This window comes from Microbacterium sp. ACRRU (genome assembly GCF_022346945.1).
Taxonomy (GTDB): domain Bacteria; phylum Actinomycetota; class Actinomycetes; order Actinomycetales; family Microbacteriaceae; genus Microbacterium; species Microbacterium mcarthurae.
The window spans coordinates 1-16,407 of sequence record NZ_JAKRNI010000009.1 but is presented as its reverse complement, the minus strand read 5'-3'; the positions used below and the strand labels follow the sequence as shown (position 1 = coordinate 16,407).

Genomic DNA, 16,407 nt, shown 5'->3' with positions numbered 1-16,407 from the left:
AGTCTACGCGCGGGTCGCCTGAGGCCGCGGTGGGCGCGGCGCGCGGCTTCAGCCGCCGAGGATGCCGCGGATGTCGTCGGCATCCAGCGCCCTGGCGAAGGCCTCTCCGTCGTCGAGCACCGCGCGCGACAGCGCGGCCTTGCGCTGCTGCAGCTCGAGCACCTTCTCCTCGATGGTTCCGGCCGCGATGAGCCGGTAGACGAACACGCTCCGGGTCTGGCCGATGCGGTGCGTGCGATCGATCGCCTGGGTCTCGGCGGCGGGGTTCCACCACGGATCGAGGAGGAAGACGTACTCCGCCTCGATGAGCGTCAGGCCGAAGCCGCCCGCCTTGAGGCTGATGAGGAACACCGGGGCGTCTCCCCCGCGGAACCCCTCCACGACGTGGCCGCGTCGTGATGTCGAGCCGTCGAGGTGGGCATAGGCCAGGCCCGCGGCATCCAGACGATCCGCCGCCTGATCGAGGAACGACGTGAACTGACTGAACACCAGCGCACGATGGCCCTCGGATGCCACCTCGACCAGGCGTTCGAGCAGGACGTCGAGCTTCGCCGACCCGAGGTGGGCGTCGCGTTCGTCGACGAGACCGGGGGCCAGGGCCAGCATCCGGAGCAGCGTGATCGAGCGGAAGACGATGAAGCGCTGCCGGTCGAGATCGTCGAGGAGCCCGAGCACCTTCTGACGCTCGCGCTGCAGCACGCGGTCGTACAGCTCCCGGTGAGCGGGGCTGAGCGGCACCGCGATCGTCTGCTCCTGCTTGGGCGGGAGGTCGGCGGCGACGACGTCTTTCGTGCGTCGCAGCAGGAACGGGCGCACGCGCGATCGCAATCGCGCGAGGCTGCCGCGGCGGTGTTCTGCCGAGGCGGCGGCCGAGAGCTCGGTGGGCGCGTCGGAGGGCAGCTGCTCGATCGCGCGCGCGTACTCTTCGCGGAACCGCCGCGCCGACGGATACAGCCCGGGGGCGGTGAGGGCCAGCAGCGCCCACAGGTCGTCGAGGCCGTTCTCGATCGGCGTGCCCGTGACCGCGAAGACCGAGTCCGCGCGAAGCGCAGCGACGGCGCGATGGATCCGGGTCGCGGGATTCTTCACGAACTGCGCCTCATCGAGCACGACGCCCGCCCACTCCGTCGCCGCGAACTCGGCGTCGTCGAGGCGGACAACCCCGTAGGGCGCGACGACGATGTCGGCGTCGACGGCGGTCTGCGCGATCGTCCGGGTCCGCCGCACGGCGGTCGCCTCGACCGTGACCACGCGCAGATTCGGCGCGAAACGCGCGGCTTCCGCGGCCCACGTGGGGAGCACCGACGTGGGCGCGATGACGAGCCACGGGCGGTGATCGCCCGCACCGCGCGCGTGCGCGATGAGCGCCAGGATCTGCACCGTCTTCCCCAGACCCATGTCGTCGGCGAGGATGCCACCGAGCCGGTGCGCGTGGAGCAGCGCGAGCCACGCGAGACCCTCGCGCTGATACGGGCGCAGCTCGGCGCGGAAGCCGGGCGGCGTCGGAGGGGAAGGGACGGACGACACGTCCCGCAGCGCTCGCGCCAGATCGCGCCACTCCACGGCGGCGGCGGATTCGTCGGCGAGGTCTTCGAAGTCGCTCCATAGGGCGAGGTGGCGGCGCGGGATGCGAGGGCCGGTCTCCCACTCGTCGAGCGCAGCGGCCTCCTCGAGCAAATCCCGAAGCCGTTGCAGCGCGGGGTGCGCGAGCGAGAACCACGCCCCGTCGGAGAGCTTGATGCGAGTGCGCCCGCGCGAGAGCGCGGTGAACAGCGTGCCGAACGGGATCGTGCGTCCCTCGATCACGACGACGATGCCGAGGTCGAACCAGTCGCGGTCGGGCGACGGCACGGCGGTGATCGTCAGCGCCGGATCTCCCCGCAGCTCGCGAAACGCCGGAACCGTTCCCCGCGTCACGACGCGAACGTCGTCGAGGAGGTCGAGGGCCGGTAGCACCCGTGTCGCGAACACCGCGGCGTCGGCATCGCGCAGCGTCGCGCGGGGTCGGACCGGCAGGTCGGCGCGCTCCGCCCACGCCGCGTCGACGCGCCCCGCGATCTCGGCTTCGGCTCGGGCGTCGCGCTCGGTATCCATCGGACTGCCGTACGCGGCCCGGATCCCGCCCGGATACACCCAGTCGAGCGCGTAGTCGACATCCTCGTCGTCGCGGTATGTGACCGTCACCTGGAGCGTCGGTCGCGGCGGTGGCGGAGCGGGGACACCCGGGGCCACGGCGAGCGGCACCCGTCGTGCGAGCCGCGGGTACGCCTCACGGAGGAACTCGGCCGCGTCCTCCCCCGGCACGACCACCGGCCCGTCTGTCAGCAGGGCGGGCAGGGGCTCGGGCAGCGACGCGGCGGCGAGGACCAGCGGGATGGGGTCGCGGTCGACCTCGAACGAGAAGATCCCGGCCGCGCCCACGGGCCGCACGTGCGTGGCATCCACCGTCTGTCCGTCGATCTCGATGGCGGCGGCAAGACGCAGTGCCCCGCCTCTCGCGGTCTCCACCGCCACCCGGGCGATCGCCGCGTCGGCCATCCGCACGGTCTGCTGCGGGTGCATCGCGACGAGGGGGATGCCGAGCCCCGCGGCCGCGCGCAGGTGCGGCCACAGCAACGGTGACGCGATCGTGTCGAGGACGACCGTGTCGCTCGCGGCCACGAAGGGTCCGGTGGTCCGCATCGCCTGGGCGAGGGCGTGGAGTTCGGCGAACCACGCGATGTGCGCCGGATCGAAGCGTCCGCGGGATCGGCGGACCGCGTCCCACGTGGCATCCGCCCGGATCCACGCCTCGCGCGCGCCGCGCACGAGCGGACGCGCCACGAGCTGCAGCTCGTCCTGCCGCTGCGCGAGCATGCGCGGAGTGACGGGGTCGACGGACCGCGCCTCCCACCGCGACGGGTCGTACGCCTCGCGCTGGCGCAGCTCGATGCCGAGCGCGAGCGCCTCGAAGCCCGGGCGTTCGGCGTCGGGGAGCAGGCGGCGCCACGTGGTCATATGTCGATCCTGCCTTCGACCACCGACACCACCGGCCGCCCGGCAGCGGTGTCCGAGCATGCATAAACGCGATCGGCGCGCAGAAACGCGCTGCCCACGCGTTTATGCGCGCGAATCGCGTTTACGCGTGCCCGGCGCCGCCGCGAGAGCACGTCGCCGATCGTCAGGACGAGCGGGCGATCCGGGCGAGGACGCCGTGCACGAACGAACCGGAGTCGTCGGTCGAGAACTCCTTGGCGAGCTCGACCGCCTCGTCGATCGCGACCGCCGTGGGGATGTCGTCGTTGTAGAGGATCTCCCACGCCCCGATGCGCAGCAGCGCGCGGTCCACCGCGGGCATGCGCTGCAGCGACCAATCCTTCGCGAAGGTCGTGATTTGCTCGTCGATCGCCTCACGGTTGTCGATGACGCCGTCCACGATGTCGCGGGCGTACAGCCACGATGCCTGGCGATCGGGCTCGGATGCCGCGCGCTTGGCCTCGGCGGCGAGCATGACGGGCAGCTCCTCGCCGCGGACGTCGGCCTGGAACAGGATGTCGAGGGCGCGCTTGCGCGCCTTGGTGCGGGCGCTCAAGGTCAGCTGATGCGGCCGAGGTACTCGCCGGTGCGAGTGTCGACCTTGATCTTCGTGCCGGTCTCGAGGAACAGCGGAACCTGCATCTCGTAGCCGGTCTCGACGGTCGCGGGCTTCGTGCCGGCGGACGAGCGGTCGCCCTGAAGGCCCGGCTCGGTGTAGGTGACCTCGAGCACGACGGACGGCGGAAGCTCGATGTAGAGCGGGTTGCCGTTGTTGAGGGCGATCTGCACCTGCTGGTTCTCGAGCAGGAAGTTGGCGGCGTCGCCGACGGTCGCGGCGCCCACGGTGATCTGGTCGTAGTCGGCGACGTCCATGAAGACGAAGCCCTCGCCGTCGTTGTAGAGGTAGGTGAAGTCGCGGCGGTCGACGTTTTCGATGTCGACCTTGGCACCGGCGTTGAACGTCTTGTCGACGACCTTGCCGGACATGACGTTCTTCAGCTTGGTGCGCACGAACGCACCGCCCTTGCCGGGCTTGACGTGCTGGAACTCCACCACGCTCCAGAGCTGACCGTCGATGTTGAGGACGACGCCGTTCTTGATGTCTGCGGTGGATGCCATGAGCTTCGATGTTCCGTTTCGTGAGTCGGTGGCGCGTCGCTGCGGCGCGCGCCCAGCGGTCGAGTCTACGCGATGGGGCGCTCAGCCGTCCGCGCGGCCGGTGATGACCTCGACGAGGAGGTCGACCGCGCGGGCGTAGCCGGGCACCCCTTCGCCGATGACGTGCACCACGGCGACGTCTTCGATGTACGAGAACTGCCGGAAGCTCTCGCGCTCCTTGATGTTCGAGATATGCACCTCGGCCACCGGGAGATTGACGGATGCCAGGGCGTCCCGCAGCGCGACGGAGGTGTGCGTGTACCCGCCGGCGTTGATCACGATGCCGGCGCAGTCGAGCCGGGCGGCGTGGATCGCGTCGATGAGCACGCCTTCGTGGTTGCTCTGCACCGCCCGGACCTCGAGACCGTTCCGCGCCGCGGCCTCGGCGGTCAGGCGCTCGACGTCGGCGAGGGTGTCGCGACCGTAGATTTCGGGTTGGCGCGTTCCGAGCAGGTTCAGGTTCGGTCCATTGACCAGAAGAAGACGACGCGGCGTGCTCACGCCCCGACCTCCTGGTACGCCGCGAACAGCAGCGACTCGTCGGGCGCCTGCAGCACCGTGGGCCGGGCGAGGTCGTCGAGCACGATGAAGCGAAGCATGGCGCCGCGGCTCTTCTTGTCGCGTTGCATCGTCGCCTTCAGCGTCTGGAACGCCCCGGCGCGGTAGGTCGTCGGAAGGCCCAGTGACTCCAGCACCGTGCGGTGGCGCTGGGCGACGTCATCCGACAGCCGGCCGGCCAGGCGCGACAGTTCGGCGGCGAAGACCATGCCGACCGAGATCGCGGCGCCGTGACGCCACCGGTACCGCTCGGCGTGTTCGATGGCGTGACCGAGCGTGTGCCCGTAGTTCAGCACCTCGCGCAGGCCCGCCTCGCGCAGGTCCTCCCCCACCACGCGGGCCTTCATGTCGATCGCGAGTTCGATGCACCGGCGGAACGCGTCGCCGCGCGGGTCCACGATGTTCCCGGGGTCGGCCTCGATGAGGTCGAGGATCTCCGGATGCCAGATGAACCCGGCCTTCACGACCTCGGCGAACCCTGCCGTGGCCTCATTGCGCGACAGCGTGTCGAGCAGATCGAGGTCGCAGACGACGGCGTGAGGCGGCCAGAAGGCCCCCACGAGGTTCTTCCCCTCGGCGGTGTTGACGCCGGTCTTGCCCCCTACCGCGGCGTCCACCATCGCCAGGACGGTCGTGGGGACCTGCACGATCGCCACCCCCCGGAGCCACGTGGCGGCGACGAACCCGGCGAGGTCGGTGACCGCTCCGCCGCCGAACCCGATGACGGCATCCGTGCGCGTGAAGTCCGCCTGGCCCATCACCTGCCAGCAGAACGCCGCGACCTCGATGCGCTTGCCCTGCTCGGCATCCGGGATCTCCGCGAGAAGGACCTGACGGTCGCCCACGAGCTGGGCGCGCAACGCCTCGGCCTGGGCCGCGAGGGTCGGGGGGTGCACGATGAGCACCTTCTGCGCCGCGGGAGGCAGCACCTCTTCGAGGGTCGCGAGCAGCCCGCGGCCGATCGTGATGTCGTAGCCGGGGTCACCGGCGACGGTGATGGTGGTGGTGTCGGTCATGGGGTCTCCTGGGCCGGGGCGCGCTGCGCCCAGGCCACGATCTCGTCGACGACGCGCGACAGCGGGCCCGACGATGTGTCGAAGGTGATGTGCGCGGTGGATTCGTAGAGCGGACGCCGCTCCTCGTAGATGCGCAGCCAGCGCTGCACGGGGTCCTCGCCCTGTAGCAGCGGGCGCCCGTCGCCGTGGATCCGGGATGCCACGACGTTCGGCGCCACCGTCAACAGCACGACGCGATGGTCGGCGAGGCGTTCGCGGGTTCGCGGGTCGAGCACCGCGCCCCCGCCGAGCGCGACCACTCCCCCGGCGGCGAGAGCCTCGGCCACGGCCGCACGTTCGAGGTCTCGGAAGTGCGCCTCGCCGTGCTGGGCGAACAGCTCCGGGATCGGACCGTGGTCCCGGACGACGATCTTGTCGCTGTCGCGGAACGGCAAGCCGAGGGTGCGGGCCACCCGGCGCCCGACACTCGTCTTTCCGGCACCCATCGGTCCGATGAGGACGAGGGCGCCCTGACCGGCCTCAGCCGAGGTCATGCGCGAGCAGCGCCGCGTCCGAGGCGTCCGTGGTGCGCAGTGTCTCGGGGAGGTGCGCGAGGTACGACTCGAGGTTGCGGCGGGTCTCGGAGACGTTGTCGCCGCCGAACTTCTCCAGCACCGCGTCGGCGAGGGTGATCGCGACCATCGCCTCGGCGACCACGCCCGCGGCCGGGACGGCGCACACGTCGGAGCGCTGGTGGTGTGCGGCGGCGGTATCGCCCGTGGCGACGTCGACGGTGCGCAGTGCGTGCGGGACCGTCGCGATGGGCTTCATCCCCGCGCGCACCCGCAGGACCGTGCCGGTGGACATGCCTCCCTCGGTACCGCCCGCCCGGTCGGACGAGCGGGTGATGCCGTCGGCGGTGGCGAACAGCTCGTCGTGCGCCTGCGATCCGCGGCGGGTGGTGGTGAGGAAGCCGTCGCCGACCTCGACGCCCTTGATCGCCTGAATGCTCATGAGCGCCTGGGCGAGCTTGGCATCCAGCCGGCGGTCCCACTGCACGTGCGAACCGAGCCCCGGAGGCAGGCCGTAGGCCAAGACCTCGACGATGCCGCCGAGTGTGTCGCCGGACTTCTTCGCGTCGTCGACCTCGGCGACCATCGCGGCGGAGGTCTCGGCGTGGAAGCAGCGCAGCGGATCGGCGTCGAGTGCATCGACGTCGTCGGGCGCCGGCAGGGCGGCATCCTCGGGTACACGCACGGGGCCGATCGAGAGCGTGTGGCTCACGAGCCGGATGCCGAGCTCGCCGAGGAACGCGCGGGCCACCGCGCCGAGCGCGACGCGAGCGGCGGTCTCGCGGGCAGAGGCGCGCTCCAGGATCGGTCGTGCCTCGTCGAAGCCGTACTTCTGCATGCCGACGAGGTCGGCGTGGCCCGGACGCGGACGCGTGAGCGCGGCACCGCGCCCGCGGGAGCGGTCCGAGAGCTCGACGGGCTCGGGGCTCATGACCTCGACCCACTTCGGCCACTCGGTGTTGCCGATGCGCAGGGCGATCGGGCTGCCGATCGTGAAGCCGTGGACGATGCCGGTCGAGAGCGTCAGCTCGTCTTCCTCGAACTTCATGCGCGAGCCGCGACCGTAGCCGAGCTTGCGGCGCGCCAGGTCGGCGCGGATCTGGGCGGGCGAGATCGGGACACCGGCCGGCATCCCCTCCATGAGGGCGACCAGTTCGGGGCCGTGGGATTCCCCGGCCGTGAGCACGCGAAGCATGGTCCTATCCTCCCATGACGGCGGTGCGCATCGCGGCGAGCACCGCGTCCTCCCGCTCGAGCGGTACGGAGGGGTCGCCCCCAACGAACACGCGCACTTGCAGCAGTGCCTGGTGCAGCAGCATCCCGAGTCCGTCGTGGGCGGGGCGGCCCGCACGATCCCATGCGCGGGCGAGCGGGGTGGGCCACCCGCCGTAGACGACGTCGACGAGCGGGCCACCGACGGATGCCAGGTCCTCCGCCGCGTGACCGAGGTCGGTTCCGCCGGGCAGGGTGGCGATCGTGACATCGACGGGCCCGGGATCGGGTTCGTCGAGCGGCGCGACCACGACGGGGGTATCGAGCGTTTCGGCCAGCGCGACGAGCGGTGCCGCGGCGTCGGGGCGGCGTGCGCGGATCTCCACGCCCCCGGCGCCCAGGCGGACAGCCGCCGCGACCGCCGACGTCGCGGTCGCGCCCGCACCGAGGATGCGCACACGGCGCGGCGCGTTCACACCGATCTCCCACAACGCACGCGCGAGTCCCTCGACGTCGGTGTTGAAGCCGTGCGGCCCGTCGTCGGTCAGCAGCAGCGTGTTGACCGCACCGGTGCGCCGGGCGTCTTCGTCGAGCGACACCGCCGCGGCGGCCGCCGCGTGCTTGAGCGGCATCGTGAGGGACAAGCCCCGCCACGTGGCATCCCGCTCGGCCAGCGCTTGCGGGAATCCCGCTTCGCTCACGCGCCTGCGGCCGTACTCCCAGGGCAGGCCCAACTCGCGGTAGGCCGCCGCGTGCAGCAGCGGCGACCGCGAATGGTCGATCGGGTCACCCCAGACCGCAAGATGCCGAACGTCGGTCAGCATCCGCCGTCGGGGTTCTCGGCGCACCATGCCCGCCACTGGGCGACGGCCTGCTCGTGCTCGCTGTAGGTGGAGGTGAAGACCGTTTCGCCGGTGTCGAGGTTGACGGTGACGAAGTACAGCCAGGGGCCGTCGACCGGCTTCATGGCGGCATCGATCGCCAGGTCACCCGGATTCGCGATGGGGCCGATGGGCAGCCCGGGGTACATGTAGGTGTTCCACGGGTTGTCGCTGTTGCGCGCCTCGGTCGACGTGCTGACCGAACCGCTGCCGAGCTCGTTGGCCCCGTACTGCACCGTCGAGTCCATCTCGAGCTTGCCGAAGGTCTCCTGGTTGCCGGGCTGCAGACGGTTCTCGATCACGCGCGAGACCTTGTAAAAATCGTCACGATTGCGGGCTTCGCGTTCGATGATCGACGCGACGATCAGGATGCGTTCGCGGTCCGCCTCGGGGACGCCGGCCTGGTCGAGCGACTGGACGGTGCGCTGCACCATCCGCCCGATGACGTCGGTCGCGGTCACGCCCTCGTCGAAGTCGTACGTCGCGGGGAAGATCCACCCCTCGAGGGTCGCCGCGGGGACGCCGTACTGCGACGGGTCTGCGACGGCGACGTCGAGGTCTTCGCGCGGCATGCTGAGTTGCTCGGCGATGACGTCGAGGGACTGGTCGAGCGTAAGGCCCTCTCGTAACTGGACCGAGTTGTCGAGCCGGTTCGCGGGGTCGCCTAGTGCTTCCAGAACGGCGGCGGAGGTCATCTGCTGCTGGAGGCGATAGACCCCGGGCTGAAAGGTGAAGACCACGGCGTTCTCGACCATGTACCGATACAGCGAATCGGATGCCTTGGTGACCCCCGCTTCGAAGAGCTTGGGAGAGACCGACTCACCGGTGTCGCCCGAAACGATCGTCACGCGCGCCTCGCCCGTGGCCATGCCCGGCTCGAAGTCGGTGGGCTCCCCCGCGCCGAAGAACGCTTGCACCCGCTCGCCGTAGGTGTTCCACAGGGCGACCCCGCCGCCGACGATGCCCCCCACGAGGACCAGGACGATGGCCAGAGCGACCCAGGCCCCTGTGCGGCGACGGCGTCGCGGGGGCCGAGCGGCTCCCCGCACCTCGTCGGTGCTCGCGCGACCTGCGAAGAGGTCTTCGAGCGAGCCGGATGCCGGGGGGCGGGAACCCCCGGAGCCGCCGGCGGCTGCCACGCCGACCAGGGCCGGCTCGCGGTCGTGCACCGGCGACGACCGCCGGGCGGGCTCGGGCTCGCGCGCCGACGAAGCCGGCGCGGCGGTTCGCGGCGCAGCGGGCTGCTCGGACGAGCGCGCGACGTGCTCGAACGCGGGTGCCGCGGGGCGCGGTGTCGGAACCGGCTCAGCCGGTGCTGCGGGACGGGCTGCCGAGACGGGTTCGGCGGGCGCTGTGTGGCGGGCGGCGGGAACCGGCCCGGCGGGCGCCGCGGGCGCCGCGTCATCCCGTGTGTCCGAGCCGCTCGCGGGAGTCGGACCGGTCTGGGCGCGACGCGCTTCGCGCGCGGCGCGGCGCGAAGGCGGCTGAGGTGTCTCGGGTCGATCGTCACCGGCGGCCTCATCGCCGCGAGCCGTGGCATCCATCGCTCCGGTGCGGGGATCGGGCAGACGGCGGTACAGCTCGGCGAAGGGGTCGGTCGGGTCGTTCTCGGGCATGTCAGGCGGGCTCCTGTCCCGGGGCTACGGCGGGTCCGGCCGGCACGCCGGACTGTCGCTCCACGTCGAGCGCCTGCTGCAGCAGCACCACAGCGGCGACTTGATCCACAATGCTACGAGAATCCCGCTGGGAGCGTCCCGCCTGCCGCAGGGCGCCCTGCGCCGAGACCGTGCTCAGCCGCTCGTCGACGAGTCGCACCGGAACGTCCAGGGCTGCCGCCAGCTCCCCCGCGAAGCGGCGCGCGTCCGTCGTCGAGGGCGTGTCCTCGCCGCGGAGATTCAGGGGCAGGCCGACCAGGACCTCGAACACCTCGTACTCCGCCGCGAGAGCCACGATGCGACGCACCGGCTCTCCTTTGCGCGGAACCGTCTCGACCGGGAACGCCAGCAGACCGTCGGGATCCGACCGGGCGACGCCGACGCGCGCGCGCCCGACATCGATCCCGAGCCGGATGCCTCGGCGGAACTCCGTCACGCCGTGATCGCCCGCACATCGGCGACGATGCCGTCGAGCGCCTGCGGCAGGGCCGCGGCATCCGTTCCGCCGCCCTGGGCGACGTCGGGCCGGCCGCCACCGCCTCCACCGAGGACCCCCGCCGCCGCCTTCGCGAGGGCGCCGGCCGCAAGACCGCGCTCGCGGGCGGCGTCGTTGGTGACGACGACGACGGTGGCGCGGCCGTTGGCGACGCTGCCGAGGGCGACCACCGCAGCCTCGCTGCCGAGACGGTCGCGCACCTGCAGCGCGAGAGTGCGAACGTCATCGGTGGACGCACCCTCGCCGAGGGGCTGGGCCACGACGCGGACGGTTCCCACCGCGGTCGCGGACTCGACCAGCTGCGGCAGCCGGTCGGTGAGAGCGCGGGCCTCGAACGCAGCGATCTTCTTCTCCGCGGCCTTGAGGCTCGCGGACAGCTCAGCGATGCGGGTCGTCAGCTGGTCGCGCGGAGTCTTCAGCGACGTGGAGAGCTGCGAGACGATCGCGCGCTCCGCGGCGAGGTCGCGGAACGCGTCCAGACCGACGAGCGCTTCGACACGGCGGTTCGAGGCGCCGACGGACGACTCGCCGACCAGGTTGACCAGGCCGATCTCGGCGCTGCGCGAGACGTGGGTCCCCCCGCACAGTTCGCGCGACCACGGACCGCCGATGTCGACCATGCGGACGGTGTCGCCGTACTTCTCGCCGAAGAGCGCCATGGCGCCGGCGGCCTTGGCCTCGTCGAGCGACATCACGCGCGTGGTCACCTCGAGGTTGTCGCGCACGGCGTTGTTGGCGATGTCCTCGATCTCGGTGCGCGTCTCGGGCGAGAGCGCCGCGCCCCAGCTGAAGTCGAAGCGCATGTAGCCCGCGCGGTTGAGTGAACCGGTCTGGGTGGCGCTCTTGCCGAGGGTGTCGCGGATCGCGGCGTGCACGAGGTGCGTCGCCGAGTGCGCCTGCTGCGCCGCGTGGCGGTTGAGGGCATCGACCACGGTCGTCGCGGGCGCGTCGACCGACACCTCACCGGTGGTGACCTCGACGGTGTGGCTGATCAGGCCCGGCACAGGGCGCTGCACGTCGAGCACTTCCAGCTCGTATCCGGGACCGACGATGACGCCCTTGTCGGCGACCTGTCCGCCGGACTCCGCGTACAGGGCGGTCTCGGCGAGGACGACCTCGGCGATCTGACCCTGCACGGCGTGATCGGTGCTGCGGCCGTCGACCAGGATGCCGAGCACGGTCGACTCGGTCTCGAGGTCGGTGTAGCCGGTGAAGACCGTCTCGCCCTTCGCGCGGAAATCGCGGTAGGCGCTCTGGTCGGCGATCGCTCCCTTGCGTGCGCGCGCGTCGGCCTTCGCGCGGGCGCGCTGCTCCTGCATGAGGGCGTCGAACGCGGAGCGGTCCACGCTCAGCCCGGCCTCTTCGGCGATCTCGAGCGTGAGGTCGATCGGGAAGCCGTACGTGTCGTGCAGCAGGAAGGCCTCCGAACCGGACAGCGTCGTGGTGCCGCCGCTCTTGGCATCCATCACCGACTGGTCGAGGATCGCCGACCCCGCCGCCAGCGTGCGGAGGAAGGTCTGCTCCTCGGCGATCGCGTAGGCCGACAGGCGCGCGTAGTCGGAGGCGACCTCGGGGCAGGACTCCTTCATCGCATCACGCGACGCCGCGAAGAGCTCCGGGAACGTCGGGCCCTCCACGCCGAGCAGGCGCATCGAGCGGATCGCGCGGCGCATGATGCGGCGCAGGATGTAGCCGCGGCCCTCGTTCGAGGGCGTGACGCCGTCGGCGAGGAGCATGAGCGAGGAGCGGACGTGGTCGGCGACGATGCGCAGGCGTACGTCGTCCTCGTGCGACTCCGCGCCGTAGGACTTGCCGGCCAGCTTCGCAGCGAGATCGAGCACCGGACGCACCTGGTCGGTCTCGTACATGTTGTCGACGCCCTGCTTGATGAACGCGATGCGCTCCAGGCCCATGCCGGTGTCGATGTTCTTCGCCGGGAGCTCGCCGACGATGTCGAAGTCGTACTTCGACCGCACGTTGGTGATCTCGTACTGCATGAACACGAGGTTCCAGATCTCGACGTAGCGGTCGTCGTCGGTGGCCGGGCCGCCGTCGATGCCGTACTCCGGTCCGCGGTCGAAGAAGATCTCCGAACACGGGCCCGCCGGTCCGGGCAGCCCGGTCGACCAGTAGTTCGTGTCCTTGCCGAGACGCTGGATGCGCTCCTCGGGCAGGTCGGTGAGAGTGCGCCACAGGTCGTGCGCCTCGTCGTCCTCTTCGTAGACGGTGACCCACAGGTCTTTCGGATCGAAGCCGAGGCCGCCGTCCTCTTCGGACGTGGTCAGCAGCTCCCACGCGTAACGGATCGCGTCTTCCTTGAAGTAGTCGCCGAACGACCAGTTGCCGAGCATCTGGAAGAACGTGCCGTGGCGCGGCGTCTTTCCGACCTCTTCGATGTCGTTGGTGCGGATGCACTTCTGCACGTCGGCCGCACGCGGGTACGGGGCGGGAACGACACCGCTGAGATACGGGATGAACGGCACCATGCCGGCGACGGTGAACAGCAGGGCCGGGTCGTCGGTGACGAGCGAGGCCGACGGCACGATGGTGTGGTTCTTCTTCTCGAAGTAGTCGAGGAAGCGCTGAGCGATCTCGGCGGTTTTCATGTCGGGTCTTTCCGTGGGCGTGCGGATCCGCCCCGGCGGACGGGGCGGGATGCCGGGAGGTCAGTCGGTGGGGGCGGCCTTCTTGGCGGCCGCGGCGACCGTCGCGGCGGCGTCGGCCACCGTATCGGCGGCGGTGGCGGCCACGGTCTTGGCGTCGTCGAGAACGTCGGACAGACGCGTCTCCTGCGCGTGGTAGGCCTCGCTCATGCGGTCGGTGAACTCGCTGATGCGGGCGTCGACCTGGGCGAGAAGCTCCTGACCGCGCGGATCCTTGTTGACCAGGTGCGCGGCGACGAACCCTCCGGCGATGCCCAATACGAACCAGACGAGGCTTCTCACGATCACCACTTCTTCCTCGAGCGAGCGCCGCGGGCGCGGCATCCCTTCATCGTAGGCGACAGTGTCGTGCGGGCGCGCGCCCGGACCCGTGGATGCCACCCGCCCCGGCCCCCTCCGTGAGGCGCCGGCCCGGCGCCGGCCCGCGCCGGGACCCTCCGCCGGTGGGCACAACTCCTGCAACAACGCCCCGAACGACCACCGCTCGCCGTCCGAGACTCGGGATGCCGGAGTTGTGCTGCGCAGGAACCATCTGGGCGGCACAAGAACGCGACCGGAAACGGCAGGTGCCCGCGCCCGGGAACGACGAAGGGCGCCGGGAGAACCCGACGCCCTTCGGCTCGTGAGTGCGGGACTCAGCGAGCGGCGTAGTACTCGACGACGAGCTGCACGTCACACGTGACGGGCACCTCGGCACGCTTCGGGCGACGCACGAGGCGCGCCTGCAGCGTCGAGAGGTCGACCTCGAGGTAGCCCGGAACGGGCGGCAGCACCTCGGCGTGCCCACCGGCGGCCGCGACCTGGAAGGGCTCGAGGCCCTCGCTCTTGGCCTTGACGTGGATGAGCTGACCCGGCTTCACGCGGAACGACGGGCGGTCCACGAGCTGGCCGTCGACCAGGATGTGGCGGTGAACGACGAGCTGGCGCGCCTGCGCGGTGGTGCGGGCGAAGCCCGAACGCACGACCAGAGCGTCCAGACGCATCTCGAGCAGCTCGACCAGGTTCTCACCGGTCAGGCCGTCGGTGCGGCGGGCCTCGTTGAACGCGATGCGCAGCTGCTTCTCGCGGATGCCGTACTGCTCGCGCAGACGCTGCTTCTCACGCAGACGGACGGCGTAGTCGCTGTCGGCCTTGCGCTTGGTGCGGCCGTGCTCGCCCGGAGCGTAGGGACGCTTCTCGAGGTAGCGGGCGGCCTTCGGGGTGAGCGCGACGCCGAGGGCGCGCGACAGACGGACCTTGCGGCGGTCCTGGGACTTCGTTGCCACGAAGTACTCCTTCCGATGACGTGGCCGCGCCTTTCGCGGCTCACGGACGTATCGCCCCCTTCCGCCCGTTTCGGAACGCACGCCGGGGCGCACCGAGAGGTGATCACTGGAAGGAGGGGATGCCCGAAAACCCTGTTTCGAGCCGATTCATCGTACCAGAGCGGGTTCTCGGGCCGCTTCAGCCGCCGTCGAGGATGCGGCGAATCTTCTCGAGGCGCGCGGAGACGTCGCGTTCGGCGCCATGGGAGGTCGGCTGGTAGTACCGCTTTCCGCGCAGCTCATCGGGGAGGTACTGCTGCGTGACGATCCCGATGTCGCTGTCGTGGGCGTACTTGTAGCCCTTGCCGTGGCCGAGCCTCTTCGCCCCGGGGTAGTGCGCGTCACGAAGGTGAAGGGGCACCCGACCGAACCCGCCGGCCCGGACATCGGCGATGGCGGCGTTGATCGCGTTATAAGCGGCGTTGGACTTGGCGGTGGTCGCGAGGTACACCGTGGCCTCGGCCAGCGGGATACGCCCCTCGGGCATGCCGATGAAGGCGACCGCATCCGCCGCCGCCACGGCGATCTGCAAGGCCTGCGGATCGGCGAGACCGATGTCTTCCGCCGCCGAGATGACGAGCCGCCGCGCGATGAAGCGCGGGTCTTCGCCGGCCTCGATCATCCGCGCGAGGTAGTGAATGGCGGCATCCACGTCGGATCCGCGCACCGACTTGATGAAGGCGCTGATGACGTCGTAGTGCTCGTCGCCCTGTCGGTCGTAGCGAAGCAGGGCCCGATCGACCGCTTGCGCGATGTGGTCGCCCGTGATGACGGGGCGGGGATCCGTGGCATCCGGATCGGTTTCGTCGGTGTCGGTGTCGGTGTCGGTGTCGGTGTCGGTGTCGCCGTCGCTGGCGTCGGCGGCGTTGTCGTCGCGCGCGGCGTCGTCCGCGGCGACCGAAGCCGCTGCCTCCAGAGCGGTCAGGGCCCGGCGCGCATCTCCCGAAGCCAGGCGGACGAGCGCCGCCCGCGCCTCGTCGCTCAGGACCACGCGGCCGTCGAGACCGCGGGCATCGGCGACCGCCCGATCGACCAGAGCACCGAGATCGTCGTCTCCGAGCGGCCGAAGCGTGAGCAGCAGCGACCGCGACAGCAGTGGCGAGATGACCGAGAACGAGGGGTTCTCGGTCGTGGCGGCGATGAGCACCACCCACCCGTTCTCGACGCCCGGGAGCAGCGCGTCCTGCTGCGCCTTGGTGAAGCGATGGATCTCGTCCAGGAACAGGATGGTGGACTGCCCGTACAGGTCGCGCTGGGTGAGAGCTTCCTGCATGACCTCGCGCACGTCTTTCACCCCGGCGGTGATCGCCGACAGCTCGACGAACCGTCGCCCCGACGAGCGGGCGATCGCCTGCGCCAGCGTCGTCTTGCCCGTGCCCGGCGGCCCCCACAGGATGACCGAGACGGCGGACCCGGATGCCGAGGAGTCGGTGCCCGCGAGGGTGACCAGCGGAGAGCCCGGGCGCAGCAAGTGCCCCTGCCCGGCGACCTCGTCGAGGCTCGTCGGGCGCATGCGCACAGCGAGCGGCGTCTGGCCCTGGAAGAGGGCGGAGGGACTGGTCACCGATCCAGGCTAATCGCGACGTCGGACATCGGATCCTGCCTCTTTGTCGCCTCTCGTCGTCGATGCGTAGGATCGACGGCGGCCGATGAGCGGTGAGAAGAGGTCGATGTGGCGACAGGTGGCAAGGACCGGCAGAGTCGAGAACGTGCCCGGGTGTACCAGGCGCGGCAGGAGCTCCACCGTCTTCAGGTGCGCCGGCGTGTGCGCGACAACCTCGTGGGCCTCGGTGTCGGACTCGTGGTGATCGCCGGGGCGATCGGACTGCAGACGGCGTACTTCGTCGCCGGGCCCGGGGCGCCCACGCCCGCCCCGTCCAGCACGGACTCCCCCAGCC

At 71.0% G+C, this 16,407-nt stretch carries 14 protein-coding genes; all 14 read right to left on the bottom strand.

The genetic code is table 11. The annotated features are described in order from the left end of the window. Nucleotides 1-48 precede the first annotated feature (48 nt). Nucleotides 49-2,997 carry a DEAD/DEAH box helicase gene (locus MHY30_RS06675; protein WP_239276096.1) on the bottom strand — a complete coding sequence of 983 codons (2,949 nt, stop codon included), beginning with the start codon at nucleotides 2,995-2,997 and terminating at the stop codon, nucleotides 49-51. A 163-nt stretch (nucleotides 2,998-3,160) separates the two neighbouring features. Then, nucleotides 3,161-3,571, bottom strand: a complete 411-nt coding sequence (gene nusB, locus MHY30_RS06670; protein ID WP_239276095.1) for a transcription antitermination factor NusB — start codon at nucleotides 3,569-3,571, stop codon at nucleotides 3,161-3,163. Nucleotides 3,572-3,573: 2 nt separating this feature from the next. Beyond that, nucleotides 3,574-4,134 (bottom strand): elongation factor P, encoded by a 561-nt coding sequence (gene efp, locus MHY30_RS06665; RefSeq protein ID WP_239276094.1) that lies wholly within the window; start codon nucleotides 4,132-4,134, stop codon nucleotides 3,574-3,576. An 81-nt stretch (nucleotides 4,135-4,215) separates the two neighbouring features. Beyond that, nucleotides 4,216-4,674, bottom strand: a complete 459-nt coding sequence (locus tag MHY30_RS06660; RefSeq protein WP_239276093.1) for a type II 3-dehydroquinate dehydratase — start codon at nucleotides 4,672-4,674, stop codon at nucleotides 4,216-4,218. Then, nucleotides 4,671-5,747 (bottom strand): 3-dehydroquinate synthase, encoded by a 1,077-nt coding sequence (gene aroB / locus MHY30_RS06655; protein WP_239276092.1) that lies wholly within the window; start codon nucleotides 5,745-5,747, stop codon nucleotides 4,671-4,673. The genes MHY30_RS06660 and aroB overlap by 4 nt, the downstream gene beginning before the upstream one ends. Next, nucleotides 5,744-6,280, bottom strand: coding sequence for a shikimate kinase (locus tag MHY30_RS06650; RefSeq protein WP_239276091.1), 537 nt, complete (start codon nucleotides 6,278-6,280; stop codon nucleotides 5,744-5,746). Before MHY30_RS06650 ends, aroB begins: the two co-directional genes overlap by 4 nt. After that, nucleotides 6,267-7,493, bottom strand: coding sequence for a chorismate synthase (gene aroC, locus MHY30_RS06645; RefSeq protein WP_239276090.1), 1,227 nt, complete (start codon nucleotides 7,491-7,493; stop codon nucleotides 6,267-6,269). The genes MHY30_RS06650 and aroC overlap by 14 nt, the downstream gene beginning before the upstream one ends. A gap of 4 nt (nucleotides 7,494-7,497) precedes the next feature. Next, nucleotides 7,498-8,334 (bottom strand): shikimate dehydrogenase, encoded by an 837-nt coding sequence (locus tag MHY30_RS06640; protein WP_239276089.1) that lies wholly within the window; start codon nucleotides 8,332-8,334, stop codon nucleotides 7,498-7,500. Continuing rightward, nucleotides 8,328-10,007 (bottom strand): endolytic transglycosylase MltG, encoded by a 1,680-nt coding sequence (mltG, locus tag MHY30_RS06635; RefSeq protein ID WP_239276088.1) that lies wholly within the window; start codon nucleotides 10,005-10,007, stop codon nucleotides 8,328-8,330. Before mltG ends, MHY30_RS06640 begins: the two co-directional genes overlap by 7 nt. A 1-nt stretch (nucleotide 10,008) precedes the next feature. Beyond that, the gene (ruvX, locus tag MHY30_RS06630; protein WP_239276087.1) at nucleotides 10,009-10,482 is read right to left on the bottom strand and encodes a Holliday junction resolvase RuvX; all 474 of its coding nucleotides are present in this window, start codon (nucleotides 10,480-10,482) and stop codon (nucleotides 10,009-10,011) included. Continuing rightward, complete coding sequence (alaS, locus tag MHY30_RS06625; RefSeq protein ID WP_239276086.1) at nucleotides 10,479-13,148, bottom strand: alanine--tRNA ligase; 2,670 nt, start codon at nucleotides 13,146-13,148, stop codon at nucleotides 10,479-10,481. The genes ruvX and alaS overlap by 4 nt, the downstream gene beginning before the upstream one ends. A gap of 60 nt (nucleotides 13,149-13,208) precedes the next feature. Next, nucleotides 13,209-13,529 carry an ATPase gene (locus MHY30_RS06620; RefSeq protein WP_239276085.1) on the bottom strand — a complete coding sequence of 107 codons (321 nt, stop codon included), beginning with the start codon at nucleotides 13,527-13,529 and terminating at the stop codon, nucleotides 13,209-13,211. A 311-nt stretch (nucleotides 13,530-13,840) separates the two neighbouring features. Further along, a complete protein-coding gene (gene rpsD / locus MHY30_RS06615; RefSeq protein ID WP_239276084.1) occupies nucleotides 13,841-14,470 on the bottom strand; it encodes a 30S ribosomal protein S4 in 630 nt (209 codons plus the stop codon). Nucleotides 14,471-14,648: 178 nt separating this feature from the next. Further along, entirely contained in the window at nucleotides 14,649-16,073 is a 1,425-nt protein-coding gene (locus tag MHY30_RS06610) for a replication-associated recombination protein A (protein ID WP_239276083.1), read from the bottom strand. Nucleotides 16,074-16,407: the final 334 nt, after the last annotated feature.

Excerpts from the sequence above, each read along its gene's own strand:
- efp (WP_239276094.1), bottom strand. The coding sequence starts at position 4,134 with ATGGCATCCACCGCAGACATCAAGAACGGCGTCGTCCTCAACATCGAC.
- mltG (WP_239276088.1), bottom strand. The coding sequence starts at position 10,007 with ATGCCCGAGAACGACCCGACCGACCCCTTCGCCGAGCTGTACCGCCGT.
- MHY30_RS06640 (WP_239276089.1), bottom strand. The coding sequence starts at position 8,334 with ATGCTGACCGACGTTCGGCATCTTGCGGTCTGGGGTGACCCGATCGAC.
- MHY30_RS06650 (WP_239276091.1), bottom strand. The coding sequence starts at position 6,280 with ATGACCTCGGCTGAGGCCGGTCAGGGCGCCCTCGTCCTCATCGGACCG.
- aroC (WP_239276090.1), bottom strand. The coding sequence starts at position 7,493 with ATGCTTCGCGTGCTCACGGCCGGGGAATCCCACGGCCCCGAACTGGTC.
- MHY30_RS06675 (WP_239276096.1), bottom strand. The coding sequence starts at position 2,997 with ATGACCACGTGGCGCCGCCTGCTCCCCGACGCCGAACGCCCGGGCTTC.
- aroB (WP_239276092.1), bottom strand. The coding sequence starts at position 5,747 with ATGACCGACACCACCACCATCACCGTCGCCGGTGACCCCGGCTACGAC.
- MHY30_RS06620 (WP_239276085.1), bottom strand. The coding sequence starts at position 13,529 with ATGCCGCGCCCGCGGCGCTCGCTCGAGGAAGAAGTGGTGATCGTGAGA.
- alaS (WP_239276086.1), bottom strand. The coding sequence starts at position 13,148 with ATGAAAACCGCCGAGATCGCTCAGCGCTTCCTCGACTACTTCGAGAAG.